Annotated in this window: 23 protein-coding genes; 13 read left to right on the top strand and 10 right to left on the bottom strand. The window is 69.6% G+C overall.

The annotated features are described in order from the left end of the window. Positions 1-255: 255 nt before the first annotated feature. The 4 genes from ABDJ40_RS00275 to ABDJ40_RS00260 form a co-directional block, all read right to left on the bottom strand. The gene (locus tag ABDJ40_RS00275; protein ID WP_269632387.1) at positions 256-849 is read right to left on the bottom strand and encodes a response regulator; all 594 of its coding nucleotides are present in this window, start codon (positions 847-849) and stop codon (positions 256-258) included. A gap of 198 nt (positions 850-1,047) precedes the next feature. Further along, complete coding sequence (locus ABDJ40_RS00270) at positions 1,048-2,232, bottom strand: GNAT family N-acetyltransferase (RefSeq protein ID WP_347604518.1); 1,185 nt, start codon at positions 2,230-2,232, stop codon at positions 1,048-1,050. Between the two features lie 33 nt (positions 2,233-2,265). After that, complete coding sequence (locus ABDJ40_RS00265; protein ID WP_347604516.1) at positions 2,266-3,381, bottom strand: tetratricopeptide repeat protein; 1,116 nt, start codon at positions 3,379-3,381, stop codon at positions 2,266-2,268. Positions 3,382-3,517: 136 nt separating this feature from the next. Continuing rightward, positions 3,518-4,120 (bottom strand): phenylacetic acid degradation protein PaaY, encoded by a 603-nt coding sequence (locus ABDJ40_RS00260; RefSeq protein ID WP_347604513.1) that lies wholly within the window; start codon positions 4,118-4,120, stop codon positions 3,518-3,520. A 166-nt stretch (positions 4,121-4,286) separates the two neighbouring features. Between ABDJ40_RS00260 and ABDJ40_RS00255 the strand changes: the two genes are divergently transcribed. The 11 genes from ABDJ40_RS00255 to paaZ all read left to right on the top strand — a co-directional run bounded on the left by ABDJ40_RS00255 (position 4,287) and on the right by paaZ (position 15,332). Further along, on the top strand, positions 4,287-5,117 hold the full coding sequence (locus ABDJ40_RS00255; RefSeq protein WP_347604510.1) for an enoyl-CoA hydratase-related protein: 831 nt from the start codon (positions 4,287-4,289) through the stop codon (positions 5,115-5,117). Positions 5,118-5,171: 54 nt separating this feature from the next. Beyond that, positions 5,172-5,636, top strand: a complete 465-nt coding sequence (gene paaI / locus ABDJ40_RS00250; protein WP_347604507.1) for a hydroxyphenylacetyl-CoA thioesterase PaaI — start codon at positions 5,172-5,174, stop codon at positions 5,634-5,636. A 4-nt stretch (positions 5,637-5,640) separates the two neighbouring features. Continuing rightward, positions 5,641-6,948, top strand: a complete 1,308-nt coding sequence (paaK, locus tag ABDJ40_RS00245) for a phenylacetate--CoA ligase PaaK (protein ID WP_347604504.1) — start codon at positions 5,641-5,643, stop codon at positions 6,946-6,948. A 115-nt stretch (positions 6,949-7,063) separates the two neighbouring features. Further along, positions 7,064-8,065: a 1,2-phenylacetyl-CoA epoxidase subunit PaaA gene (gene paaA / locus ABDJ40_RS00240; protein WP_347604501.1), complete on the top strand. Its 1,002-nt coding sequence runs from the start codon at positions 7,064-7,066 to the stop codon at positions 8,063-8,065. Between the two features lie 17 nt (positions 8,066-8,082). Continuing rightward, a complete protein-coding gene (gene paaB / locus ABDJ40_RS00235) occupies positions 8,083-8,385 on the top strand; it encodes a 1,2-phenylacetyl-CoA epoxidase subunit PaaB (RefSeq protein WP_269632395.1) in 303 nt (100 codons plus the stop codon). Positions 8,386-8,506: 121 nt separating this feature from the next. Then, positions 8,507-9,298 carry a 1,2-phenylacetyl-CoA epoxidase subunit PaaC gene (gene paaC / locus ABDJ40_RS00230; protein WP_347604496.1) on the top strand — a complete coding sequence of 264 codons (792 nt, stop codon included), beginning with the start codon at positions 8,507-8,509 and terminating at the stop codon, positions 9,296-9,298. A gap of 5 nt (positions 9,299-9,303) precedes the next feature. Then, positions 9,304-9,900, top strand: coding sequence for a 1,2-phenylacetyl-CoA epoxidase subunit PaaD (paaD, locus tag ABDJ40_RS00225; protein ID WP_430765578.1), 597 nt, complete (start codon positions 9,304-9,306; stop codon positions 9,898-9,900). 141 nt (positions 9,901-10,041) lie between these two features. After that, positions 10,042-11,121 (top strand): 1,2-phenylacetyl-CoA epoxidase subunit PaaE, encoded by a 1,080-nt coding sequence (gene paaE, locus ABDJ40_RS00220; protein WP_347604490.1) that lies wholly within the window; start codon positions 10,042-10,044, stop codon positions 11,119-11,121. Positions 11,122-11,334: 213 nt separating this feature from the next. After that, a complete protein-coding gene (locus tag ABDJ40_RS00215; RefSeq protein WP_269632399.1) occupies positions 11,335-11,943 on the top strand; it encodes a TetR/AcrR family transcriptional regulator in 609 nt (202 codons plus the stop codon). 85 nt (positions 11,944-12,028) lie between these two features. Then, positions 12,029-13,171 carry an ABC transporter substrate-binding protein gene (locus ABDJ40_RS00210; protein WP_269632543.1) on the top strand — a complete coding sequence of 381 codons (1,143 nt, stop codon included), beginning with the start codon at positions 12,029-12,031 and terminating at the stop codon, positions 13,169-13,171. A gap of 106 nt (positions 13,172-13,277) precedes the next feature. After that, the gene (gene paaZ / locus ABDJ40_RS00205) at positions 13,278-15,332 is read left to right on the top strand and encodes a phenylacetic acid degradation bifunctional protein PaaZ (RefSeq protein WP_347604486.1); all 2,055 of its coding nucleotides are present in this window, start codon (positions 13,278-13,280) and stop codon (positions 15,330-15,332) included. A gap of 20 nt (positions 15,333-15,352) precedes the next feature. On the opposite strand, the gene ABDJ40_RS00200 is transcribed toward paaZ, so the two are convergent. The 4 genes from ABDJ40_RS00200 to ABDJ40_RS00185 form a co-directional block, all read right to left on the bottom strand. Beyond that, positions 15,353-16,129 carry a glutaminyl-peptide cyclotransferase gene (locus ABDJ40_RS00200; protein ID WP_347604483.1) on the bottom strand — a complete coding sequence of 259 codons (777 nt, stop codon included), beginning with the start codon at positions 16,127-16,129 and terminating at the stop codon, positions 15,353-15,355. A 133-nt stretch (positions 16,130-16,262) separates the two neighbouring features. Further along, a complete protein-coding gene (locus ABDJ40_RS00195) occupies positions 16,263-16,490 on the bottom strand; it encodes a DUF1161 domain-containing protein (RefSeq protein ID WP_347604480.1) in 228 nt (75 codons plus the stop codon). Between the two features lie 144 nt (positions 16,491-16,634). Then, positions 16,635-17,384 carry a substrate-binding periplasmic protein gene (locus tag ABDJ40_RS00190; RefSeq protein WP_347604478.1) on the bottom strand — a complete coding sequence of 250 codons (750 nt, stop codon included), beginning with the start codon at positions 17,382-17,384 and terminating at the stop codon, positions 16,635-16,637. An 84-nt stretch (positions 17,385-17,468) separates the two neighbouring features. Continuing rightward, positions 17,469-19,553, bottom strand: a complete 2,085-nt coding sequence (locus ABDJ40_RS00185; RefSeq protein ID WP_347604475.1) for a S46 family peptidase — start codon at positions 19,551-19,553, stop codon at positions 17,469-17,471. A 165-nt stretch (positions 19,554-19,718) separates the two neighbouring features. Here ABDJ40_RS00185 and ABDJ40_RS00180 point away from each other — a divergent pair, with 165 nt between their 5' ends. Further along, complete coding sequence (locus ABDJ40_RS00180; RefSeq protein ID WP_347604472.1) at positions 19,719-20,573, top strand: hypothetical protein; 855 nt, start codon at positions 19,719-19,721, stop codon at positions 20,571-20,573. 106 nt (positions 20,574-20,679) lie between these two features. Here ABDJ40_RS00180 and ABDJ40_RS00175 read toward each other — a convergent pair whose 3' ends face one another. Next, entirely contained in the window at positions 20,680-21,468 is a 789-nt protein-coding gene (locus ABDJ40_RS00175; protein WP_347604469.1) for a choice-of-anchor L family PEP-CTERM protein, read from the bottom strand. A 139-nt stretch (positions 21,469-21,607) separates the two neighbouring features. Here ABDJ40_RS00175 and ABDJ40_RS00170 point away from each other — a divergent pair, with 139 nt between their 5' ends. Then, complete coding sequence (locus tag ABDJ40_RS00170; RefSeq protein ID WP_347604466.1) at positions 21,608-22,984, top strand: MATE family efflux transporter; 1,377 nt, start codon at positions 21,608-21,610, stop codon at positions 22,982-22,984. On the opposite strand, the gene ABDJ40_RS00165 is transcribed toward ABDJ40_RS00170, so the two are convergent. Next, positions 22,985-23,842, bottom strand: a complete 858-nt coding sequence (locus ABDJ40_RS00165; protein ID WP_347604463.1) for a hypothetical protein — start codon at positions 23,840-23,842, stop codon at positions 22,985-22,987. It lies immediately after the preceding gene. Positions 23,843-23,863: the final 21 nt, after the last annotated feature.

Here is a 23,863-nt window from a genome sequence, read left to right as displayed (position 1 = left end):
CATCCGCCCCTCCGGCCCGTCTTTGCGGGCCACCCTCGTTGTCGTGCTGTGCACTGTAGGCTGCCTAGCGCACAAAAGGCTTGCGTTTCGCGGCGACCAGACCGCACTCGGCGCATGAAAATTGCGCTGAGTCAGTGAATTTGGGAATGTCCCCATCAAGGAAAACCCGAGGCGCGCAGCAATCCGTGAACCTTGACACAGATCACGTCGCCGGCGCGACAGCGCCAGGCGGCCGGCCCCGGCCGGGCCGCGCGCTCACGCGGCGATGCGCGGGCCCTGCTTGCGCAGCTGGGTCAGGGTCTCGATGCGCTTGAGCAGGTCGCGGTCGCTCCAGGGCTTCTTGAAGATGCCGTAGAGCCCCTGGATCTGGTGGACGCGGCCCTGCAGCTCCTCATGGCCGGTGATGGCAATGATGGGCAGGTCCTCGGTTTCCAGGGCCCCCTGCACGTCGGCAATCAGCTCGAAGCCGTTCTTGTTGGGCATTTCCAGGTCGGTGATCATGACCTGCACGGGATGACGGGCCAGCACTTCCAGGGCCTCGACGCCATCACGGGCCAGCAGCACCAGGTAGCCCGCGCTTTCCAGCAGCTTGCCCAGCTTGGCCCGCACCACGGCGGAGTCGTCGACCACCAGCACGGGCACCGGGCCGTCCACGGGCATCACGCTCGGCTGGAAGCGGCTGGCCGCTGCAGGGCCGCTGAACGGGGCCGGCAGCTGCGACTCCTGGAACTGGCGGACCTCCTCGTCCTCCTTGCGGATGCTGATCAGGATCACGACGATGGCCAGCGGCACCGCGATCAGCAGAGGCAGGAGGTAGGGACCCAGGAGGTCGGGCAACTGGAAAGGCATGGGGGGTTCTCCACGCCGGCGGCGCGGCCGGCAGGACTGGGCGGATGCCGCAGGAATCTACCACCGCGGCGGGTGCGTCGAACTGGGGATTGCACAGGACGGCCCGCTCGAATAGGCGGGTGGCAGGCCGGATTTTGTAAGCAGGCGTTTCAATATGCCGACCGCCCCTGCCCCCGCCTGGCCGTCACCCCTCCCCGCTCAGCAGCGCCCGCGCCAGCGCCGGTAGCCGTGCTCCTCGCAGGGGGCGCCGCGGAAGTCCCGGACCTCGCTGCAGAAGCGGCGCATGCCGCTGGCCTCCAGCAGCTGGATGGACGCGGTGTTGCGGGCATCGACCCAGCATTCCACCTCCAGCAGCCCGCCGGCCTCCAGCAGGAAGTCCTGGAGCGCGACGAAGGCCTCGCGGCCCAGGCCCCGGCCTCGCCAGCCGGGATGCAGGGTGATGCCCATCCAGGCACTCAGCGGGTGGGTGTCGGCGCCCGGGACCTCGCTGGGCGGGCGCGCGCGCAGGCACAGGCCGATGTCGCCGACCAAGCGGTCGTCGCCGGCATCGGCGATGGCCAGTTGCACCCACTGGTCCGGCTCGCCGATGGCGGCCCCGCTCATCTCGCGCAGGAAGGCGGCCGACTCCGCCGGTTCACGGGCCAGCGTCCAGCCCTGGAAGCGCGCCGTCTCGGCGTCGCTGCGGTAGGCATGGAAGCGCTCGAGGTCGCTCTCGCGCATGCGCCGCAGCTGCACGCGGCCCGCGGGCGAGCGCAGGGGCAGGACATCCGCCAGGCGGCACAGGCTGTCCAGGGGCTGGCGGTCGCGCGGCACAGCGGCGAGGTAGTCGGCCCAATCCGCCAGCGCCGGGCTGCCCGACAGGCCCTTGAGCAGGACCCGCACCGGCCCGGGCGGCTGGCCGGCCACCTGGCTCACCCGGCTGCGCAGCTCCCGAAAGCCCTGTCTGCACCAGAAGCGCTCGGCCGGTTCGTTGCCGGCCACCACGCCCAGGCGCAGCCAGCGTGCGCCCGACTGCACCGCCCAGGCCTCCAGGGCGGCCACCAGCCGCCGGGCCAGACCCTGGCCGCGGTGCGCCGGATGGACCATCAGCAGTCCCAGATGCCAGACCCCGGGCGCCGGGGCCTCGCTGCAGACCTGCAGGACGGCGACCAGGCGCTCGTGGCCCGGCTGCACCAGCCCCAGATGCCATTGCGCGGCCCAGGCGAAGTCGGGCGGCGGCGCGCTGCGCAGTTCCTGCAGCGCCTCGTCCGCGGCCAGGGGCAGGCCGCAGCGCTCGAAGTAGTCCGGGCAGGCCTCGAACAGCGATTGCAGGCGGGGCGCGTCGGCCTCGCCCAGGGGCTGGACGAGCAGGTCCGTGCCGGCAAGAAAGTCCTGGAGGCCCATGGGCCCTCCTCGTGAAGCGCGAAAGCCTGGAGCCTAACGCAGGAGGTCGTGCTGACCCGACAGCCATTGCGGCGTCTGGCGGCGCAAGGCTCGCAAGGTGTCGCCGACCTGCTGTCGCTGGCGCGCCTGGTCCTCTTCCAGCTCCCGCAGGCGCAGGGTGAACTGCGCGGCGCGCGGCGCGTCGCCACAGGCCTCGTACAGGCGCAGGGCATTGCGCAGCAGCGGGGCGCGCATGAAGGGATAGGCCTGCAGCGCCGCCGGCAGCAGCAGGGGCTCGAGCAGGGCCCGCGCGCGGTCCAGCTCGCCGGACAGCAAAGCGCATTCGCCCTGGGCATGCTGCAGGGACGCCCAGGCGTGGGGCAGCTCCTGCTCGCTGATCAGGGCCTGCCCCTGCTCGAACATGGCCTGCGCCTCGGCCAGGCGCCCGCCATGCATCATGCCGATGCCGATGTTCAGCAGCAGCGAGGCGCGCTGGCGCAGGTGCATCTCCGGCGCCTCCATCAGCGAGCGCGCCTGGAAGGCCAGGCGCAGCTGGCGCTGGCCCATGGCGTCGGCCTGCAGATCCTCGCCGCGGCGGCGGAGTTCGTCGATGGCCAGGGCGCCGGCCAGCAGGGCATTGGTGTAGGCCCGCGTCATGGCATGGGGTTCCTGGCTCTCACGCGCGCGGGACAGCGCCTGCATGTGCAGCATCTCGGCCTCGTCGTACTGACCCAGCTGGGCGTAGACATGGGCCAGGGCACCCAGGGCCCGTGGCAGCACCGGGTGGAGCTGGGGCGGCCGGGTGGCCAGCTCGACGGCCTCGCGGGCCACCGCCAGGGCCTCGTCCATCAGGCCGGCACCGCTGAGGCACAGGCTGGCGATGTCCAGCATCTCCACGCGCTCGAGCCGCGCCTCGGCCTGCAGCTCGCTGAGAGCCAGGCTTGCGCCGGCATAGGCCCGGCGCAGGTCATAGAGCGCCCAGCCGGCGCGGGCCTGCATCTGGCCGATCTCGCAGCGCAGCGCCGGCGTGAGGGCCTCCAGCTGGCAGCTGGCGCAGGCGGCGTCCAGCAGGGCCAGGGTGTCGCGCATGCGCTGCTCCCCGAGGGCCTGGCGGGCGCGCTCCAGGCACTGCTCGCAGGCGCTGGGTTGGGCTTTCAGCAAAGACTTCATGCAAACCATCCCGGCCGGCGCAACACAAGCAGGCGCCAGCCTCCCGCGCAGCCTAAGGCCACCGGGCATCAGACCCTCGGGCGAGGGCCGCCCAAAGCCAGGATCGATGTGCAGAACTTGGGGCTTGGCCCGCTTTTCAGTCCTGCCGGCTCGCGTGCAGGGGCTGATGCAGGCTGGCCGGAAGTGCCGGCCGGTCCGCCTCGGCGGCTGCGAGGGGCTGCACCTCAGAGAGGCTGGCCAGGCAGCGCTGGCTCAGTTGCTGGTAGGTGCGTGTGCCGTCCAGCTTCCAGCGGATCTCGTCCTCGCTGAGCAGGCGCAGCACCTTGGCGGGCAAGCCGGCGATCAGCGACTTCTCCGGCAGGTCCTGCCCCGCCTTCACGAAGGCGCAGGCCGCCAGGATGCTGTAGGCGCCCAGCACGGCGCCGTCCATCACCACCGCCTTCATGCCGACCAGCGCGTCATGCCGGATCACGCAGCCGTGCAGCACGGCCCCGTGGCCGACATGGCCGTTGCGCTCGACCACCGTCTCGGAGCCCGGAAAACCGTGGACCACGCAGCAGTCCTGCACATTGGCGCCCTCGTGCAGGACGATGCGGCCGAAGTCCCCGCGCAGGCTGGCATTGGGGCCGACATAGCAGCCCGGCCCGATGTGGACGTCACCGATCAGCACCGCCGTCGGGTGCACATGGGCGCTGGGATGGACCACGGGGATCACCCCGTCGATGGCGTAACAAGGCATGAGGACTCCTTTGGCAGGCCGCGGCGCGTGCGGGGCCGGGCAAACCTAGGGTTTACGCCAATCCACCAGCGCTTGTGCCAGATCAAGCAGCACCTTACGATCTACCGACCGGTCGGTCAAGAGTTCAAAAACTTTGACCTGACGCATAGCCACACGAGGCCCGCTCATGCCCCTGACGCCTTCCCAGCCCTCCTCGGCCGACGCCGCCCTGCTGATCAGCCAGGAAGGTGCCGTGCGCACCCTCAGCTTCAACCGCCCCGCGGCGCTGAATGCCTTCACCGCCCAGTTGCTGGCCCAGACCCGCGCCGCGCTGGACGAGGCCGCCGAGGACGCCAGCGTGCGCGCCGTGGTGATCACCGGCACGGGCCGCGCCTTCTGTGCGGGCCAGGATCTGTCAGACCCGCTGATCAAGCCCGAATTCGGCGCCGACGCCCGCCCCAAGGACATCGGCCACCTGCTGGACAACTACTACATCCCCCTGGCCCTGCGCGTGCGCTCCATGCCCGTGCCGGTGATTGCCGCCGTCAACGGTGTGGCCGCCGGTGCCGGCGCCAACCTGGCCCTGGGTTGCGACCTGGTGATTGCGGCCGAGTCCGCCAGCTTCATCCAGGCTTTCTCCAAGATCGGCCTGGTGCCCGACTGCGGTGGCACCTGGCTGCTGACCCGCCTGGTGGGCCGCGCCAAGGCCATGGAGCTGGCCCTGCTGGGCGACAAGCTGCCCGCGCCGGAAGCCGCCCGCCTGGGCCTGATCGCCCGCGTCGTGCCCAATGAGGACCTGGCCGCCACCGCCCAGGCCCTGGCCACCCGCCTGGCCGGCATGCCCACCCGCGCCCTGGTCGAAACCCGCCAGGCCTTCGACGAAGCCCTGAGCCTCAACTTCGAGGACGCCCTCAAGCTGGAAGCCGTGATGCAGAGCCAGCTGGGCTTCGCGCACGACTACCTGGAGGGCGCCGCCGCCTTCCTGGAGAAACGCACGCCGGTCTTCAAGGACCGCTGAGCCCGCTGCCCCGCCCTGCCCTGCGCCGTTCCTGTTGTTCAAGGAGTCTCCTGCATGTCCACGCCCCTGAGCCCGCAAGCCGTCGCCGAAGCCGTGCGCGACGCCATGTTCCGAGAGGACCATGCCTCCAAGGGCCTCGGCATGGACATCCTGGCCGTCGGGCCGGGCAGCGCGACGATCCGCATGACGGTGCGCCAGGACATGCTCAACGGCTTCGCCATCTGCCATGGCGGCCTCATCACCACCCTGGCCGATTCGGCCTTTGCCTTCGCCTGCAACGCGTACAACGAGTTGACGGTGGCCTCGGGCATCACGATCGACATCGTGGCGCCCGCACGGCAGGGCGACGTGCTGACCGCCGTCGCCCACGAGGTTTCGCTCGCCGGCCGGACCGGCGTCTATGACGTGAATGTGCGCAACCAGCGGGATGAGCTGGTGGCCGTGTTCCGCGGCAAGTCCTATCGCATCAAGGGCAAGCCCGTGGTCCCCGGCCTGACCGCTGGTGCAGCGCAGGAGTGAACCCATGACCGTGAAGCACCCCGCCCCCGGCGACCTGGAAGCCATCGAGACCGCCAGCCGCGACGAGCTGCAGGCCCTGCAACTGCAGCGCCTGCAGTGGACGCTGCAGCACGCCTACGACCATGTGCCCCACTACAAGGCCGCGTTCGGCGAGAAGGGCGTGCATCCTTCCGACCTGAAGACGCTTGCCGACCTCGCCAAGTTCCCCTTCATGACCAAGAAGGACCTGCGCGAGCACTACCCCTTCGGGCTGTTCGCCGTGCCGCGCGAGCAGATCGTGCGCCTGCATGCGTCCTCCGGCACCACCGGCAAGCCCACCGTGGTGGGCTACACGCAGGCGGACATCGACACCTGGGCCGGCCTCGTGGCCCGCTCCCTGCGTGCCGCCGGCGTGCGCCGCGGGGACATCGTGCACATCGCCTACGGCTACGGCCTGTTCACCGGCGGCCTGGGCGCGCACTACGGCGCCGAGAAGCTGGGCTGCACCGTCATCCCCATGTCCGGCGGGCAGACCGAGAAGCAGGTCCAGCTGATCCAGGACTTCCGGCCGGACGCCATCATGGTCACGCCCAGCTACATGCAGGTGATCATCGAGGAGTTCGTGCGCCAGGGTCTGGACCCGCGCGAGAGCTCGCTGAAGGTGGGCATCTTCGGCGCCGAGCCCTGGACCGAGGCCATGCGCCGCGAGATCGAGACCAAGGCCGGCATCGACGCCGTGGACATCTACGGCCTCTCCGAAGTGATGGGGCCAGGTGTTGCCAGCGAGTGCATCGAGTCCAAGGACGGCCCGGTGATCTGGGAAGACCACTTCTACCCCGAGATCATCGACCCCGAGACCGGCGAGGTGCTGCCCGACGGCGCCGAGGGCGAGCTCGTGTTCACCTCGCTCAGCAAGCAGGCCCTGCCGGTGATCCGCTACCGCACGCGCGATCTCACCCGGCTGCTGCCGCCCACCTCGCGCAGCATGCGCCGCATGGGCAAGATCGTCGGCCGCTCGGATGACATGCTGATCATCCGCGGCGTCAACATGTTCCCCACGCAGATCGAGGAGCTGGTGCTGCAGGAGCCCCAGCTCTCCGGCCAGTACCAGATCGTCGTCAGCCGCGAAGGCCCGCTGGACGAGGTGCTGGTGCGCTGCGAGATGCAGCCCGGCGCCGACATGGCGCAGAGGGACGGCATCGCCCGGCATCTGCAGCACCGCATCAAGACGCTGATCGGCGTCTCCACCAAGATCGACATCGGTGCGCCGGACAGCATCGAGCGCACGCTCGTTGGCAAAGCTCGGCGCGTGATCGACCGCCGACCGAAATGAAACACCCCCTACGCGCTTCGCGCGCCCCCTCCAGGGGGCAGCGCCGACCGCCCGGCCAAGCCGGATCGGCGGCACTCACCCGGGAATACCAACCTCAAACAGACAGGAGTGTCTGATGTACACACAAGCGATGAGCGTCGGGCCGCAGGAGCAGGCGGCCAAGGTGCAGAGCGCGGAGGAAGCCCAGCGCCTCGCGGCCTTCGAGGCCCGCGTCGGCGAGGGCGAGTTCGTCGAGGCCAAGGACTGGATGCCCGATCACTACCGCAAGACCCTGGTGCGCCAGATCAGCCAGCACGCGCACTCCGAGATCGTCGGCATGCTGCCCGAGGGCAACTGGGTCACGCGCGCGCCCACGCTCAAGCGCAAGGCCATCCTGATGGCCAAGATCCAGGACGAGGGCGGCCACGGCCTCTACCTCTACTCCGCCGCTGAGACCCTGGGCACCAGCCGCGACCAGATGCTGGAGGCGCTGCACTCGGGCAAGGCCAAGTACAGCTCCATCTTCAACTACCCCACGCTGAACTGGGCGGACATCGGCGTGATCGGCTGGCTGGTGGACGGCGCGGCCATCATGAACCAGGTGCCGCTGTGCCGCTGCTCCTATGCGCCCTATGCGCGGGCCATGATCCGCATCTGCCGCGAAGAGAGCTTCCACCAGCGCCAGGGCTACGAGAGCCTGCTGGTGATGATGCAAAAGGGCACGCCCGAGCAGAAGGCCCTGGTGCAGGACGCCGTCAACCGCTGGTGGTGGCCGTCCCTCATGATGTTCGGCCCGCATGACAAGGACTCGCCCAACTCCGAGCAGTCCATGCGCTGGGGCATCAAGCGCATCTCCAATGACGACCTGCGCCAGAAGTTCGTGGACGCCACGATCCCGCAGGCCGAGGTGCTGGGCGTGACCGTGCCGGACCCCGATCTCAAGTGGAATGCCGAGCGCGAGCACTACGACTTCGGCGCCATCGACTGGGACGAGTTCTGGCGCGTGGTGGGCGGCGACGGCCCCTGCAACCGCGAACGCCTGGCCACCCGCGTCAAGGCCTGGGACGACGGCGCCTGGGTGCGCGAGGCCGCTCTGGCCCATGCCCGCAAGCAAGCAACCAAAGCAGCAGCAGCCTGAACACGAGGACCCTCATCATGAGCAATCAGCAAGCCCCCAAGAACGAATGGCCCCTGTGGGAAGTCTTTGTGCGCAGCAAGGCCGGCCTCGATCACAAGCACTGCGGCAGCCTGCATGCGCCGGACGCCAAGCTGGCCCTGCAGATGGCCCGCGAGGTCTACACCCGCCGCCAGGAAGGCGTGAGCATCTGGGTGGTGCTGTCCAGCCAGATCGTGGCCTCGGACCCGGGTGAGAAGGGCATGTACTTCGATCCGATGGAGGACAAGGTCTATCGCCATCCGACCTTCTACGAATTGCCCGACTCTGTGAACCACATGTAAGGACTGACCCACCCCCTACGCGCTTCGCGCGCCCCCTCGAGGGGGCGAGGCCAAGGGCCCGGCCAAGCCGGATCCCCGGCCTCCGCTGGGTGAAGTTCCCGCAAGGGCTGGAGATCTAGAGATGACACAACAATCGATCAAGGTGGGTGACAAGCCCGAGGTGCGCTACCTGCTGCGCATCGCCGACAGCTGCCTGGTGCTCTCGCAGCGTCTGTCCGAATGGTGCGGCCACGGCCCCATCCTGGAGGAGGACCTGGCGCTGACGAACATGGCGCTGGACCTCATCGGCCAGGCCCGCGGGCTGCTGACCCGCGCCGGCGAACTCGACGGCCAGGGCTTCGACGAAGACCAACTGGCCTTCCTGCGCGACGAGCGCCAGTACTTCAACCCGGTGCTGATGGAACTGCCGAACGGGCCTGGAAAGCCGGGCGACTTCGCCTTCACCACGGCCCGCAACCTGGCCGCCGCCACCTGGCTGCGCCTGCTGTGGGCGCGCCTGCAGGACTCCAGCGACGCCGAGGTCGCCGCCATCGCCGCCAAGGCCTTCAAGGAAGCCAGCTACCACCAGCAGCACGCGGCCGACTGGACCGAGCGTCTGGGTGACGGCACCGAGGAATCGCGCCGCCGCATGGAAGAAGCGCTGAAGACGCTCTGGCCCTACACCAACGAGCTCTTCGCCAGCGACGACATCGACGCGCACGCCGCCGCCACGGGCCTCGGCCCGGCCTGGGACTCGCTGCGCGCCGACTGGCGTGCCGCCATGGACGAGGTGCTGGCCGAGGCCACGCTGCAGGCACCGGCCGACAGCCGCTACGTCCCCAGCGGCCGCGTGGGCATCCACAGCGAGCACATGGGGCACATGCTCAGCGAAATGCAGTACCTGCAACGCGCCTTCCCCGGCGGCGTCTGGTGAACGGAATGACCACCCCCTACACGCTTCGCGTGCCCCCTCGAGGGGGCGAGCCCGCAGGCCCGGCGGAGCCGGATCCTCGGGCTCCGCTGGGTGGGTCCGACCAAGCCTGTGGCCGCTTGGGTGCCGCCTGGGAAGTGCTGCGCCAGATCCCGGACCCCGAGGTCCCGGCGGTGAGCCTGTGCGAGCTGGGCATCGTGCGCGATCTCAAGGAGACGGCTGGCGGCCTGGAGGTGGTGCTCACGCCCACCTACTCCGGCTGCCCCGCCACCGAGCTCATCCAGGACAACGTGCGCGAGGCCCTGGCCCGCTTCGGCGAGGTCACGATCACGATGCAGCGCTCGCCCGCCTGGACCACCGACTGGATCACCGAGGAAGGCCGGGCCAAGCTCAAGGCCTACGGCATCGCACCGCCGGGCCCGGCCCATCCCGGCGCCGAGCAGCCGATCCGGCTGGTGCACCGCGCCTCGCTGACGAAGCTCGCGTGCCCGCGTTGCGGGTCGGAGCAGACGGAGCGGCTGTCCGCCTTTGGCTCCACGGCCTGCAAGGCCCTGTATCGCTGCCTCAGTTGCCGCGAGCCCTTCGAACACTTCAAACCTATATGACGGCCCACCCCCTGCTGGCTTCGCCAGCCCCCTTCGAGGGGGTAGCTCCGAGGGCCCGGCAAAGCCGGATCCCCGGACCTCGCTCGGGAATGCATGCCGTTCCTGCGGCGGATCTGCCGCATTCAACGATGGATCACTGATATGAGCCTCAACTTCCACCCCCTGCGCGTCCGCGAAGTCCGCCCGGACACCGAAGAAGCCGTGATCGTCAGCTTTGACGTGCCGGACGAGTCCCGCGAGCTGTTCAAGTTCACGCAAGGGCAATACCTGACCCTGCGCGCCGACGTGGGCGGCGAGGACCTGCGCCGCTCCTACTCGATCTGCGCCGGCGTGGACGACGGCGAGCTGCGGGTCGGTGTGCGCAAGGTGCTGGGCGGCCGCTTCTCCAACTGGGTCAACCGCGAGCTCAAGGCGGGTGACGTGATCCAGGTCTTCCCGCCGCAGGGTCGCTTCTTCGTGCCGGTGGAGCCGCAGAGCCAGCGCCATTACGTCGGCATCGCGGGCGGCTCGGGCATCACGCCCATCCTGTCCATCATGAAGACGGTGCTGGCGAAGGAGCCGGGCAGCCGCTTCACCCTGATCTACGGCAACCGCCGCCAGGCCTCCACCATGTTCAAGGAGGAGATCGAGGACCTCAAGAACCAGTACCTCACCCGCGTCTCCCTGCACCATGTGTTCAGTGACGAGGTGGTGGACTCGCCGCTGATGGCCGGCATCATGAACCGCGACAAGATCGCCGAGTTCCTGGGCGCGCTCGTCGAGCCCGCCAGCATCGACCACGCCTTCATCTGCGGCCCCTACCAGATGAACGACGAGGCCGAGGCCGCGCTGCTGGCGGCCGGTGTGAAGCCCGAAGCCATCCACATCGAGCGCTTCGGCACGCCCGAGATGCAGGCCGGCCAGCCCGCGCCGCACGAGGTGCGCGAGGGCGACGCCGAGCTGGCCACGGTGCTGGTGATCCGCGACGGCCTCTCGCGCGAGATCAGCGTCAGCAAGAGCGACCCCAGCATCCTGGACGCCGCCGCCCGCGCCGGCATGGACGTGCCCTTCTCCTGCAAGAGCGGCGTGTGCTCCACCTGCCGCTGCAAGCTGATCGAGGGCGAGGTGCGGATGGACAAGAACTTCGCGCTGGAGAAGCACGAGGTCGCGGCCGGCTTCATCCTGAGCTGTCAGGCGCATGCGCTGACCCCGCGCGTGGTCATTTCCTTCGACGAGAGATGAGAATGGCTCCCCCCCTACACGCTGCGCGTGCCCCCTCGAGGGGGCTGAGCCTGGACAGAGTAGGTCCGGTGGACCTACTCTGCCTGGCGAAGAGTCGGGCATTCCCGCCCGACGCGGCCCGCAGGGCAGCCCGCAGGACCGGCAAAGCCGGATCCTCGGGCTCCTCTCGATGAGGACACGAGCGGCAGCCACGACAGAAAGTTGAACAGAAAGATGGCCAGAGGCAGAGCCCCCGGATTCGATGCCAGCCGCGACCAGATCCTGGCGCAGGCGGCGCGGCTGTTCGCCGCGCAAGGCTATGCCGGCACCTCCATGAACCAGGTGGCCGAGGCCTGCGCGGTGAGCAAGCCCACGCTCTACCACTACGTGCGGGACAAGCACGAGCTGCTGGTGCAGATCTGCGAGACCCACGTCCAGGGCCTGGCGGCCCTCGTGGCCGAGGTGAAGGGGCAAGACCTGGCCCCCGAGCCGCATCTGCGCACCCTCATCGCCCGCTTCATGCAGGCCTATGGCGAGGCGCAGAACGAGCACCGGGTGCTGACGGAGGACGTCAAGTTCCTCGAGGGCGCCGACCAGGAGCGCCTGCTGGCCGTCGAGCGCCAGGTGGTCAACGCCTTCGCCGAGGCGGTGGCCGCCGTCCGCCCGGAGCTGCAGGCCGCCAAGCTGCACAAGCCGCTGACCATGCTGCTGTTCGGCATGATCAACTGGACCTTCACCTGGCTGAAGCCCGACGGCGAGCTCAGCTACGACTCGGTCGCGCCCATGGTGGCCGACCTCTTCTTCGGCGGCCTCGGGGCCGTGGGCACGGCGAAAGTCTCGTGAAGGCTTTCGCACCGACGATCACCGCGCGAGGATCCGCATCCTGCACACACTGGCAAGACCAACACAAGGAGACACCGTGAAGCTGATGAAGAAGACCCTGCTGGCGCTGGCCGGCACCGCCGCACTCATGGGCCAGGCCCTGGCCGACATCAACGTGGGCGTGACCGTCTCGGCCACCGGCCCGGCCGCCTCCCTGGGCATCCCCGAAAAGAACACCTTCACCCTTCTGCCCACCACCATCGCCGGGCAGAAGGTCAACTACATCGTGCTGGACGACGCCTCGGACACCACGACGGCCGTGGCCAACACCCGCAAGCTGATCACCGAGCACAAGGTGGACGTGGTCGTGGGCTCCACCGTGACGCCCAACAGCCTGGCCATGATCGACGCCGTGGCCGAGAGCCAGACGCCCATGATCTCCATGGCCGCCTCGGCCCGCATCGTCGAGCCCATCGACGCCAAGAAGCGCTGGGTCTTCAAGACGCCGCAGAACGACATCATGATGGCCCTGGCCATCGCCTCGCACATGGCCAGCCAGGGCGTGAAGACGGTGGGCTTCGTGGGCTTCGCCGATGCCTACGGCGAGGGCTGGTACAACGAGTTCAACAAGGTCGCCTCGACCAAGGGCCTGACCATCGTGGCCAACGAGCGCTACAACCGCACCGACACCTCGGTGACCGGCCAGGTGCTCAAGATCCTCGCCGCCAAGCCCGACGCCGTGCTGGTGGCCGGCAGCGGCACGCCCGCCGCCCTGCCCCAGAAGACGCTGAAGGAGCGCGGCTACACCGGCAAGTTCTACCAGACCCACGGCGTGGCCAACAACGACTTCCTGCGCGTGGGCGGCAAGGACGTGGAAGGCACCTTCCTGCCCTCGGGCCCGGTGCTGGTGGCCACGCAGCTGCCCGCCGATCACCCGGTCAAGAAGAGCGCCCTGGACTACGCGGCCAAGTACGAGGCCGCCTTCGGCAAGGGCTCGGTCTCCACCTTCGGCGGCCATGCCTGGGACGCCGGCCAGCTGCTGCAGGCGGCCATCCCCGCCGCGGTCAAGAAGGCCCAGCCCGGCACGCCCGCCTTCCGCGCCGCCCTGCGCGACGCCCTGGAGGCCGTCAAGGAGATGCCCGGCGCGCACGGCGTGTTCAGCATGTCCGACAAGGACCACCTCGGCCTGGACCAGCGTGCCCGCGTGATGGTCAAGATCGAGAACGGGACCTGGAAGTACCAGCCCTGATCCCTCTTCTGAAGGCAGCGCTCCCCGGGGGCGCCGCCCCTCGAAACGCCCCGCAGCCGCGGGGCCTTTCTTTCACCCATTCCCAGTTGATTCCGGAGGAGCCGCCATGAGCGCCAACGTCCCTGTTCTTCAAAGCCTGATCGCCGGCCGCTGGGTCGGCAGCCAGGCCGCGCGTGGCCTGCACAGCGCGCTCAATGGCCGGCTGATCGCCCAGACGCATGCCGAGAGCCTGGACTTCGGCGAAAGCCTGGCCTACGCCCGGGGTCAGGCCTTGCCTACCCTGCTGAAGTCGACCTTCCAGCAGCGCGCCGCCACGCTCAAGGCCCTGGCCGCCTACCTGATGGAGCGCAAGGAACAGCTCTACGCCATCTCCGTGCACACCGGCGGCACGCGGCCGGACAACTGGATCGACATCGAGGGCGGCATCGGCACCCTCTACGCCTACGCCTCCATGGGCCGCCGCGAGCTGCCCTCCAGCAACGTGGTCCACGAGGGCCCGGCCCAGCAGCTGGGCAAGGAAGGCCATTTCTGGGGCAGCCACGTGCTGGTGCCCAAGCGCGGCGTGGCCGTGCACATCAACGCCTTCAACTTCCCCATGTGGGGCATGCTGGAGAAGTTCGCCCCCACCTTCCTGGCGGGCATGCCCAGCATCGTCAAGCCGGCCACCGCCACGAGCTATGTGGCCGAGGCCTGCGTGCGCCTGATCCAGGAGTCGGGCCTGCTGCCCGAGGGCGCGCTGCAGCTCATCATCGGCAGCTCGGGCGACCTGCTGGACCGTCTGGAGGAGACCGACGTCGTCACTTTCACCGGCTCGGCCGACACCGCCGCCATGCTGCGCGTCAACAAGAACCTGATCGCGCGCTCCATCCCCTTCAACGCCGAGGCCGACAGCCTCAACTGCGCCATCCTCGCGCCGGACGTCACGACGGACGACCCCGAGTTCGAGCTCTTCGTCAAGGAAGTGGCCAAGGAGATGAGCGCCAAGGCCGGCCAGAAGTGCACGGCCATCCGCCGCGCCATCGTGCCGCGCCACCTGGTCGATGCCGTGGGCGAGAAGCTGCGTGAGCGGCTCTCCAAGATCAAGGTGGGCGACCCCGCCGTCGAGGGCGTGCGCATGGGCGCGCTGGCCTCGCGCGAGCAGCAGGACGACGTCACCGAGCGCGTGGCCCTTCTTTCGCAAGGCAATGAGGTGCTGCTGAGCGCCCGCGACGGCTTCACGCCTGTGGGCGAGGGCGTGGCCGAGGGTGCGTTCTTCGCGCCGACGCTGCTGCTGTGCCGCAACCCCCTGGCCAACGAGACGGTGCACAGCGTCGAGGCCTTCGGGCCCGTGTCCACGCTGATGCCCTACGAGGACTTCGACGAGGCCCTGCACCTGGCCGCCAAGGGCCGCGGCAGCCTGGTGGGCTCGGTCATCACCAAGACGCCGGCCCTGGCCGCGCAAGCGGTGATGCATGCCGGCGCCTTCCATGGCCGCATCCACGTGCTGGACCGCGACGCCGCCAAGGAATCCACCGGCCACGGCTCGCCCCTGCCCATGCTCAAGCACGGCGGCCCGGGCCGCGCCGGCGGCGGCGAGGAGCTGGGCGGCATCCGCGCCGTCAAGCACTACCTGCAGCGCGTGGCCGTGCAGGGCTCGCCCACCATGCTGACCGCCATCACCGGCGAGTACCAGCGCGGCGGCAAGGTGCAGGAAGACGTGGTCCATCCCTTCCGCAAGTATTTCGAGGAGATCCAGGTCGGCGACTCGCTGCTCACGCACCGCCGCACCGTCAGCGAAGCGGACATCGTCAACTTCGGCGGTGTCTCGGGCGACTACTTCTACATGCACTTCGACGAGGTCGCCGCCAAGGACACGCAATTCGGCCAGCGCATCGCGCACGGCTACTTCGTGCTGTCGGCTGCCGCCGGGCTGTTCGTCTCGCCCGCGCCGGGCCCCGTGCTGGCCAATTACGGCCTGGACACGCTGCGCTTCGTGAACCCCGTGGCCATCGGCGACACCATCCAGGCCCGCCTCACCTGCAAGCGCCGCATCGACCGCGGCAACCGCCCCGACCAGCCGCCGCAGGGCGTGGTGGCCTGGGACGTGCAGGTGATGAACCAGCGCGGCGAGCTGGTCGCGAGCTATGACATCCTGACCCTGGTGGCCAAGAAGAACGGCTGATCACGCCAGGCGCCGGGGGCTCAGGCCCTCGGCACCAGCCGGATCTCGAAGAGCTGCGGCCAGAGCTTGCCGGTCACAAAGATTCGCTTGCCGGCAGCGTCGTAGGCGATGCCGTTGAGCACATCGGCCTGGCGCGCCTGCGCCTGCGGAAGCAGGCCGCGCAGGTCGATCCAGCCGCGCACCTGGCCGCTCACCGGGTCGATGCGGGCGATGACGTCCTGCTGCCACACGTTGGCCCAGACCTGGCCGTCCACCCACTCCAGCTCGTTGAGCTGGTCCAGCGGGCGGCCCAGGGCGCTCACGGAGACGCGCCGCACCTCCTTCATCGTGGCCGGATCCAGGAAGCGCAGCTGCGCCGTGCCGTCGCTCAGGATGAGCTGCTCGCCGTTGTGCGTCAGGCCCCAGCCCTCGCCGGCATAGCGGAACTCACGCTTGCGCTTGAGCGTCTTGAGGTCCCACACGAAGCCGATCTGGGACTTCCAGGTGAGGCTGTAGATCTCGTCTCCGGCGATGGTCATGCCCTCGCCGAAATGCTCGGCCGGCACGTCGACCTTCTGCAGCACGCGGCCGTCCACCAGGTTGACTCGGCGGATCGTGCTCTGCCCCTCCAGCCCCGTGCTCTCGTAGAGATGCCCGCCGTGCCATTCCAGCCCCTGGGTGAAGGCACCGGGGTCATGCGGGTAGGCCTTGACCACCGCTGCGCCCCACACGGGCAGGGCAATGCGCTGGGCCCGGGCCGTGCCCAGGCCGCCGGCGGCCAGCAGGGAAAGCAGGAGGTCACGTCTGCGAAGGGTCATGGAGCGTCACTCGGCAAGTCGGGAGGCGCCTCTATTGTCGCGGTTGCGCCGCGGCCACGCCTCGTCGGGCCCTTCTTCTGACCCTGTGTCAACAGGCTGATCAGCGTATCAACACCCCTGGCACAGGCCGCGATCACTTCTTCTCGTAGGTGATCTTCTTGCTGCCGCCCTCGCAGCTGCCGATGACCTTGGCCTCGCCGACCTTGTCATTCTCGACCACGGTCAGGGTGTAGTTCTTGACGCCCTTCTCGTCGAGCTTGGCGGCGATCTCGGCCTTCAGCTCCTCGCAAGGCTTGGCGGCGGCGAAGGCGGGGGCGGCCAGCACGGAGCCCAGCAGGGCCAGGGTCAGGGTCTTGTTCATGGAGTACTCCTCAAAGGACTGGCGGGACATTCCGCCGCCCGCGCATTGTCCGGACACCCGGCGACACTTCGTGGTCACAGGGCCTCACACCCTTGGGGGGCTGGCGCGGGGAGCCGGGAGGCCCTGCTGAGGTGCTGTAGCGGGCTACTGCGGCACTGGCGGCACTGGCGACGGGACGGAAACGTCCTTGTACTGCGCCGCCACCTCCTCGCTGGCGCGACGGATGAAGCCGCTGCGCTCCAGCTCGCGCAGGGCCTGCGTGAGGGGCGCCAGCAGGGCCTCGTGGCGGCGGTGCAGGTAGTGAAAGACCGGGAAGCTGGCCAGCGGCGGCTGCAGCTGGACCACGCCCTGGATGCCGTGCTGGCGCAGGCTGGCCAGGCCGGAGAGGCGGTTGGACAGGACCAGGTCCGAGCGGTCCAGCTCCATCTTCACGAAGGCCTGCTGCAGCGTGGCCACAGGCTCCAGCTGCATGCCCTTCGTGTTCTCCTCGATGATCTTGATGCCCTTGACGAAGCCCAGGCGATAGGGCCGCAGGCTCTCCCAGCCCTGCACCTTGAAGTTCCAGCGGCGGGAGAAGACCACGATCTCGTACTGCACCAGCGCCACGGGCACCCGCAGCAGATTGGGGTAGAGCTGCTCGATGCCGGCGCGGCGGTAAAGCTCGCCGTCAGTCTCGCCGGTGTTGGCGCTGATGAGGGAGCGCTCGCCGGGCATGCCCAGCACCTGGAGCTCCCGGCCCAGCTGGCGGTAGGCCTCGCGCAGCACGCGTTCGGCCACCTGGGTGGCCGGGTCCTGCTCCAGCAGGGTGGAGATCCGAAGGGGAGGCTCCCCGGCGAAGGCCAGGGGAACGCAGCAGCAACTGAGGGCCAGGACGGCGTGGCGGCGCGAGGTCATGCGGGCGATCCAGGCGGTGGTACCTGAGCATAGCCCAGCAGCGGCGCGACCGCCGCCCAAATCAGACGTGGGCTTGATCCCGGCTCAACGGCCCTGCATTTCCTTCAGCAGGGTGCCGGCGCCGTAGATCTTGTCCATGGCCTCGGCAATGGCCGCGGCGTTCACGGCCACGGTGCGGTTGCGAGCCGTCTCGAACCAGTAGGCGCCGCCGATGGAATGGATGTTGCCGTCGAAGACCAGGCCCACCAGTTCGCCCCGCGCATTGAGCATGGGGCTGCCGCTGTTGCCCCCGATGATGTCATTGGTGCTGACGAGGTTGAAGGGCTTGGTCTGGTCGAGCTTGTCCCGGGCGGCCAGCCAGGAGGCCGGCAGCGCGAAGGGCTCGGCGCCGGTGGCACGCTCGTAGGTGCCGCCCAGCGTGGTGAAGGGCGGCACCTGAGCGTCACCTTCCTTCCAGCCCTCCACCTTGCCGTAGGACAGGCGCAGGGTGAAGGTGGCGTCGGGGTAGACCTTGGGACCGGTCATCGCGAAGCGCGCCTGGGCGACCCGCTCCGAGTTCTTCTGGATCACCGACTCCACCTCGCGCTCATAACGCTGGCGCAGGGCCCGCGACTGCTCGTCCAGTGCCAGGGCCAGGCGGATGAAGGGGTCCTGGCTCTGGCGCACCGCGGCCATGCCGCCTTCCCAGAGGGCCTTGCGCTGGGCGATGTCGGCCAGCTGGCTGCCGTCGACGAGGCGGGCGGCCAGCTGCTCGGGCGAGTCCTTGCCCAGCACCTGCTTGACCACCGGCGCGTCGGCGCCCAGGTGCTCGCGCATCTTCTCCAGCGAGTAGCTCAGCTTGAACTTCTCGAAGGCCGGGTAGACCGGCGCCGGCGAGAAGAGCTGGGCCTCGACGGCGGGCAGGCCGGCCTCGGCGAACTCGGGCAGGCGATCGGCGTCGGGCTTGCTGCGCTCGGCGGCGCCGCGCACCAGGGTGCGGGCAATGCCGAAGAGCTGGCTGTTGAAGGCGCGGCCGCCTTCCAGCTGGTTGTTCAGCGTGCGGTAGCTGCGGTAGTTCTGCAGGGCCTGGGCGATGGCGTCCCAGGCGCCGGCGGACGGCTTCAGCGCTGGCTGCCGGGCCACGAAGGCGCGCAGCCGGGCCTCGTCAGCCCGCTTGGCGGACATCAGGGAGGCTTCGTTGAGTGCGGCCAGCTGGCCCCTCAGCACCTTGATGCCGTTCTCCACGTAGAACAGCTCGGCATTGGCCATGCGGGCCTGCTCCTCGCCCTGGGTGCGGTACTGGGCCAGGCGGCCGCGGTACTCGGACATGTCCACCAGAGTCTCAGGCAGGCGCTGGGCGCGCAGCTGCTCGAGCTGCGCCACGGTCAGCGTGCGCTGCGTGGAGCCAGGATGGCCGGTCACGAAGACGGCCTCGCCCGCGGCCGGACCCTGGGTGTTGACCGGGAAGAAGTCCTTCACCGCGGCGGGCTGGCCGTTCTCGTAGACGCGCAGCAGGCCCATGTCCAGGTCATAGCGCGGGAAGTTGAAGTTGTCCGGGTCGCCGCCGAAGAAGGCGATGGACTGCTCCGGCGCGAAGGCCAGGCGCACGTCCTGGAAGCGGTGGTAGCGGTAGAGCTTGTACTGGCCGCCGTGGTAGAGGTCGACGAGGTCGCAGCGCTGGGTCTTGCTGTCAGCGCCCACGCAGCTGGCGGTCAGCTGCGCCCGGATGGCGTTGAAGGCCTTGGTGAAGGCCTCGCCCTCGCGACCACGCGTGGCGGCCTTCACCTGATCGGTGACGTCGGTGATGGCCTCCAGGCGGTTGACCTCCATGGCGGGGCAGGCCTTCTCCTCGTCCCGGGTCCGGGCCAGGAAGCCGTTCTTCATGAAGTCCTTGTCCGCGCTGGAGAGCTGCTCCACGCATTCGGCCACGCAGTGGTGGTTGGTCAGCACCAGGCCCTGCGGGGATACGAAGCTGCCGGAGCAGCCGCCGGCCAGGCGGGCCGAGCCGCGCATGGCCTTGCCCAGCCAGGCCGCGTCGGGCGCGAAGCCCAGCTGCTGGCGCATGAGGGCGGTGGGCGGGTTGTCCAGGGTCCACATGCCTTCGGCGGCCTGGGCCAGCAACGGGCTCAGCAGCAGGCTGGTCACGAGGGCCAGGTGGGTGGGGCGGCAGGAGGGCTTGGGCAGTCGCATGGTGGGTCTCGGCGTGTCCGTGAGGTGCGGCCATTGTGGGAGCCGCCCTGCACCAGGCCGGAAGCCATGGTCGGCAGCCCGGCCCTTCCCAGGGAAAACACCGGGCGGACTGTGGGCCTGACGCGTCATGATGCGCGCAGCCGAACGGTCAGCTCTTCCCTTTTCATGACGGTCCCTGCCGCCACCCCCACTCTTCTCCAGCGCTGGACGGCCTGGCGCGAACGCCGCAGCGCGGTCCGGGCCCGCCAGCAGCTGCAGCGTCGCTGCCCCCAGGCCTTGGCCCTTCAGCAGCGCCTGCCCTCGCGCCTGCATGCGGCCTGGCTGGAACATGCCACCGATGAATTCCCCGGCCTGCCCAGCCAGGAGGCCGACTGGCTGCTGGCCTCCACCGGCCTGATGCAGTTCTTCCTGGCCGCCGCGCGGACCGACGGCCCCTGCGCCCTGCCGAGCCGGGCGGCGGACGCCGTCTGGCACGCCTGGCTGCGCTGGGATGCCACCGGCCTGGCCGCCTTCCAGCGCGAGCGCCTGGGCCGCGAGGTGCCCCATCTGAAGGAGGCCCAGCTGCCGGGCCCGCTGGACCATGCGCTGAGCCGCTGCTATGCCGCCTGCTGCCGCGCCGAGCAGCTCAATCCCCTGGACGGTCGCCTGCCCCTGGTCTTCGAGCTCGACCGCCTCCTGCGCATGCCGGGCGGCTGGCACTACGCCTGGCACAAGGGCCTGCGATGCCTGAGCCACCAGGTGCTGGATGTCGATGGCGATCCGCGCGGCCGCACCCAGCTGCACGCCGTGCATGGCGCCAGCCTGCTGGGCCTGGGCCTTCTGACCGCCTCCGAGCAGGCCTCCTGGCAACAGCAGCTGGATCGCCTGGGCCGCCAGGCCGATGCGCGGGCCCGCGGCGAATCGGGCGGGTCCGGCAGCAGCTGTGGCAGCAGCTGCGGGACCGACACCAGCAGCAGCGCCTGTGACGGCGGCAGCAGCTGCGGCAGTTCCTGTGGCAGCTCCTGCGGCGGCGGCGACTGAAGCCGGCGCCGCCCCTGCCCTCTCCTGCCCTCTCCTTCCATGTGCCGGCTGCGCCGGGCATGAAAAAACCCCGCCGGGGCGGGGTTCTTCGGGAGCGGTCAGCCGATCAGGCGCGACGGCGACGGGCCATGCCCAGGCCAGCCAGGGCCAGGCCAGCCAGAGCCAGCGAACCGGGTTCCGGCACACCGCTGCTGCCCGAGAAGGAGCCTGCCTCGATGAACACGCCGGAGTCGTAGTTGGCATCACCCACGTCCAGCACGCGGAATTCGAAGGTGTTGACCGAACCGGCCAGCAGCGAGGCCGAGGCGGTCAGGACCGTCGTCAGACCGTCGTACTGGATGTCCAGATTGTTGCTGGGGCAGCCGGAGATGGCGCTGTTGTTGCGGTAGTAGCTGCCGTTGATGCCGCAGTTGACGTTGTTGATCGACACCTCGGTGCCGCTGCCGGGCAGCTTGGCGATGTTCACGCCGTTGAGCAGGAGCTCGAAGCGATCGTTGAAGCGCGAGCCCACGTACTCGTTGTATTCCTCCGAGCCGAAGACGTAGCGGAAGAACACGGCGCCGGTGGCCGAGGTGAAGTCGAACTTCAGCGACGAATAGGTGCCTGCACCGGTGCAGTTGCCGCCGTTGTTCGGGCCAGCCACGCAGCTGGTGGTGCCCGTGGTCAGCACGATGCCCTTGTCAAAGCCGACGCTCGCGGCGCCACCGGCGAAGGTGCCAGCCGAACCGGCCGGCGCATCGGTGCTGAAGACGGCGTTGCTGATGCTGATGCCGGAACCGGCGATGGCCGTGGCCAGGGCCACTGCATTCGAGGACTGGCTCACCACCGGGGTGGCGAAGGCCGCGGAACAAGTCACCAGGGTCGCGGCGGCGACGGCCAGTTTGCGGAAAGACATGCGAAAACCCCTCAATATTGTTGAGCTTGATGCTCTGATGTAACGAAATCCGATCTAAAAATGCAATATCCGTGCCAACCTCGATTGCATCGAGGCTATCGGCCGACCCCAGCTGTTTCAGCTCTTTTCCAGATTTCAAGTGAAAAATTCATCGACACCCCCTAAAGAGGGGGAACCAGGCGCGCCACGACTCTTCACCCTGGCCTGGCCGCTGTTCCTGGAGATGGGCCTGGGCATCGCCATCAGCCTGCTGGGCACCCTGCTGGCCGCCCGCGTGTCCGACAGCGCCGGCGCGGGCTTTGCGCTGGCGAACCACGTTTCGGGCACGCTGTTCATCCTGTTCCGCATCATCGGCGCCGGCATCAGCGTGGTGCTGACCCAGGCCCTGGGCAGCGGCCGCCGGGACATCGCCGACGCCACCGCCCGCGCGGCCGTGGGCGCCAGCAGCTGGATCGGCCTGCTGACCGGCCTGGGGGCCATGCTGGCCGCGCAGCCCCTGCTGAGCCTGCTGGGGGCGCCGACCGAGGTCCTGCCCCTGGCCACGCCCTTCCTGGTGCTGCTGGGCCCGGCCATGCTGCTGGACGCCTGGAATGCCGCGATGGCCAGCGTGATGCGCGCCCACCTGCGGGCCCGCGACACCCTGGCCGTGCTGGTGGCCATGCAGGCCTTGCAGCTGGCCCTGGCCGTGCCGCTGATGCAGCAGCTGGGCCTCATCGGCTTCGCCCTGGCCCTGATCGCCAGCCGCCTGCTGGGTCTGGGCCTGCACCTGTGGCTGTGGCGCGCCCGGCTGGGCCTTCGCCTGCAGGCGGCGGACTGGTGGCGGCTGCCGCGCCAGGAGCTGGGCGCCATCCTGCACATCGGCCTGCCCGGGGCGGGCGAGAACATCGCCTACCGGCTGGCCTTCATGGTCAGCGTGTCGGTGGTGGGGCACATGGGTGCGCAGGCCCTGGCCACGCATGCCTATGTCTCGCAGCTGATGTACTTCATCCTGCTCTTCGGCCTGGCCACCGGTTTCGCCGCGGAGATCGTGGTGGGCCACCTGATCGGCGCCGGCCAGCTGCACGCCGCCCACCGCCTGGTGCGGCGGGCCATGGCGCGCGGCCTGATGGTCTCGGTGGGCGTGGCGGGCAGCTTCGCCCTGGCCGGCCCCTGGCTGCTGGGCCTGTTCACCCGGGATCCGGCCATCATCGAACTGGGCAGCACCCTGCTGTGGCTGACCGTGCTGCTGGAGCCCGGCCGCACCTTCAACCTGGTGGTGATCAACGCCCTGCGCGCGGCCGGCGACGCCCGCTATCCGGTGATGGTGGGCAGCGGCTCCATGGTGCTGGTGCTGGCCGGCGGCAGCTGGCTGCTGGGCCACCAGCTGGGCCTGGGCCTGGTGGGGGTGTGGATCGCCTACGCCGCCGACGAATGGCTGCGCGGCCTGCTGATGTGGCGCCGCTGGGCACGCCACGACTGGGTGCCCCATGCGCGCGCCGCGCACCGCCGCCTGCGCCGCGCGGGCGCGAGCGCCTGATCAGCGGTCGTTGGCGTAGCTGAGCACCTGGCGGGCCTGGCTGATGCCGGTGAGCAGGCTGTAGGTGGAGAGCCCCGTCGCCACCGTGCCCTTGACGCTGTATTCCCACACCAGACCGAGACGGCACTGCCTCACCGTGACGGGGGTGCTGGGCGTGCCCGTGGCCCCGGCGGCGGCCTGGTCCAGGCTGGCCTGCAGGTCCTCCAGGCCGACGGCATACTGGGACTGGTCGGCGGTGCTGGTCTGCAGGCGCGCCTGCGGACCGCCCCGGTAGCCCGTCCAGCGCACGGTGCGGCCGTCGGCGAGCTGGCACTCGCCGTCCGCCAGACTCAGCTGCGGATTCAGCCCGGCCGGGCCCGAGAGGCTGGTGCCGAACTGCCCCTGGGAGCGCTGCAGCGAAGCGGGCGCCGCCACGCGGATCTGCACCGCCGAGGGCAGGGTGACCGTGCTGTCGAGGGTCTGCCCCTTGTGCTGCAGCCGGATCGTCCAGGCGTCCTGGCTGCTCTGGACCTGGGCTGCCAGCGTGTCGCCGAGGTCCGAAGTGGGCGCCAGGCGCACATTGCCCGGCATCAGCCAGAGCGCGTCAGGCGCATCCAGCCGGACCACGGTGAGCAGGTTGGCCCGGTAGCTGAAGCCCAGATCCGCCGTCACGCGGCCGTCCTCGCGCCGCAGCTTGCCGCCCAGGCGCAGGTCCTGGGGCGCCACCTCGGTCGAGGACTTGCAGTTGGCCAGGCCGCACTGGACGCCATTGCCGATGTCATTGCCGAGGCCGCCGCCGCCGCAGGCCGACAGGCCGATCAGCAGCATCGAGGCCAGGGCGGTGGCGCTCAGGCGTGGCGTGAGAGAAGAAGGCAGCATGGTCCGTATCCTTGGCAGGTG

The sequence above is a fragment of the Roseateles flavus genome, assembly GCF_039872765.1.
Classification (GTDB): Bacteria; Pseudomonadota; Gammaproteobacteria; order Burkholderiales; family Burkholderiaceae_C; genus Roseateles_B; species Roseateles_B flavus.
This window is presented reverse-complemented; position numbering and strand designations above follow the sequence as displayed.